This is a genomic window from Mesorhizobium silamurunense (assembly GCF_014843825.1).
Taxonomy (GTDB): domain Bacteria; phylum Pseudomonadota; class Alphaproteobacteria; order Rhizobiales; family Rhizobiaceae; genus Mesorhizobium; species Mesorhizobium silamurunense.
This window is the reverse complement of sequence record NZ_JHQR01000374.1, coordinates 1-2,051: the sequence shown is the minus strand read 5'-3', so window position 1 is coordinate 2,051 and position 2,051 is coordinate 1. Positions and strand designations below refer to the sequence as shown.

The window sequence follows — 2,051 nt, the reverse complement described above, 5'->3', positions numbered from 1 at the left end:
ATTCATGCCTGATAACAACAGGATCGAGCAGGACCACCGGCGGATCAAGCGCCGTGTTCGGCCGATGCTCGGCTTCAAATCTCCCGCAACCGCAAGCATCATCCTGGACGGCATCGAAATGGTTCACATGATGCGCAAGCGACAGGCGAGGTTTGCATTCAATCCTAATCCGTCATTGGCCGAGCAGTTCGAGATCCTCGCCGCCTGATTGACCTCGCATCAGGGCCTCTCTGTGCCCCTATTCAGCCGTTGCAACAAAACCGAAGCGTTCCGGTAATGAAGGAGCCTCTTAAGCCAGAACCCCCTAGAGCACGCATGTTGCCCATCAAGAAGTCTAGCCACACAGACTAAGGAAGAGGAGCAATTTGACGCCCCGCGACATGTCGCCTGGCATTGTCTGATGTACGACGATGTTGGAGATGCGACATAGCCGGTTCGATCGGTTGCCTTGTATCTAAACGACTTTTTCCTTTGGCGCGCATATTGCTTCGTGTCATCCGAAAGCACGTCATGGACCACCGAGCGTCATGCGGAGAAATGTCGACATGTTAGCACAATGATTTCTGCCGGGGCGACATCCGGCCTTCTTCAGCAGACCTTCAGACGCAGAAAAAAGAGGCCGTATTCGCCAAGGAATTGTCGAATGAGGGCTGGATAGGCGCTTTTCCGCAGTTGTTTATCGGCGCGGTCCGCCAACTCTGCAATCGGTCCGATCAGCTCCTGGATGTCCTCAAAGAGCGCCATGTCATGGTGACTGCGGCCCGGGCTGCACCCGCGTGCAGGCTCTCCTCCAAAGGCGACGCTCGGCGGTGCTGCAGACCGGCGGTGAGAAGCCAAGTCCAATGCGTATTCCGAACACCGAAAGAGGCGACATATATGTACAAGATCGGCGCTTTGACGCGCTCGCTATTAACTCGGGGGGCATGGGGATCGGCAACTCAGGCGCTGGCCAACGGTTCGAATGGTTCACATCCGCCGCTTACGCCAACCGATTTCGAGCGGGCACTCACGATCAACGATCGCTATGGCGGACTCACTGTCAATGTCCCCGAAATGCCTTTCTGGCTGACTGGGGGTGAAGCGTTCGTCTACCGCCGGACTACCCACGGCGAGCACCAGTTCATGCTGGTCGATGCTGCCACGGGTGCGAAGCGGCCCGCCTTCGATCAGGCCCGCCTAGCGGCGGCGCTAAATAAGGCTAGCCATAAGAGCTATCAGGCCGGCGATCTTCCCTTCGACCGTTTCGAACTGACCGACGATGGTCGCAGGCTCGATTTCCTGATTGAGCAGGTCCGTTGGAGCTGCGACCTTGCAAGCTATGCCTGCACCAGCACCACATTGGGTGTGGACGCCCCGGACTTTCAGCAGCTCAGCCACTACTACACGCCACCGGCGGAGAATAACCCCGACCAGAGGAGCGTGTCGCCCGACGGCAAATGGATCGCCTATATCAAGAACTACAATGTTTTCCTGCGCAGCAAGGACGGATTGCAGGATGTCCCGCTGAGCTGGGACGGATCGGAAGGCAATTACTACGTCTTTTCGACGCTGAGCTGGTCCCCAGACTCGCGCCACGTCGCGGCCTACCGCATTCGCCCCGGCTACAAGCGGGAGATCCACTATGTCAATTCGTCGACGACGGACCAGCTTCAACCTGAATATCCCACAATGGTCTATCTCAAGCCGGGTGATGTCCTTCCGCTACCCCAGCCGGTGCTGTTCGACATTGCCGGCCGGCGCCAGATCGTGATCGACAATGCCCTGTTTTCGAATCCCTTCGAACTTTCCTCTCTCCAATGGTGGGAGGACGGCCGCGGCTTCACCTTCGAATATAACCAGCGCGGGCATCAGCTCTATCGTCTGGTCGAGGTAGACGCCGCCACGGGCCGCGCGCGCTCGCTGATCGATGAGATCAGTAAGACCTTCGTTGATTACCAGCCGCTGGTGATGAACCAGCGCGGTACCGGGAAAACCTTTCGTTACGATGTCGATGACGGGAAGGAGATCATATGGGCGTCCGAGCGCGACGGGTACGAGCATTTGTATCTTTT

General features: G+C 57.5%; 3 protein-coding genes. 2 read left to right on the top strand and 1 reads right to left on the bottom strand.

Translation table 11 applies throughout. From position 1 onward, the window contains the following. A partial coding sequence (locus DH10_RS33780; RefSeq protein ID WP_192385830.1) for a DDE-type integrase/transposase/recombinase occupies positions 1–208 on the top strand: 208 nt, incomplete at its 5' end. Positions 209–588: 380 nt separating this feature from the next. Here DH10_RS33780 and DH10_RS33775 read toward each other — a convergent pair. Then, the gene (locus tag DH10_RS33775) at positions 589–744 is read right to left on the bottom strand and encodes a hypothetical protein (RefSeq protein ID WP_192385829.1); all 156 of its coding nucleotides are present in this window, start codon (positions 742–744) and stop codon (positions 589–591) included. A 132-nt stretch (positions 745–876) separates the two neighbouring features. Between DH10_RS33775 and DH10_RS33770 the strand changes: the two genes are divergently transcribed. Then, positions 877–2,051: DPP IV N-terminal domain-containing protein (locus tag DH10_RS33770; protein WP_192385828.1), on the top strand; the 1,175-nt coding region annotated here is incomplete at its 3' end.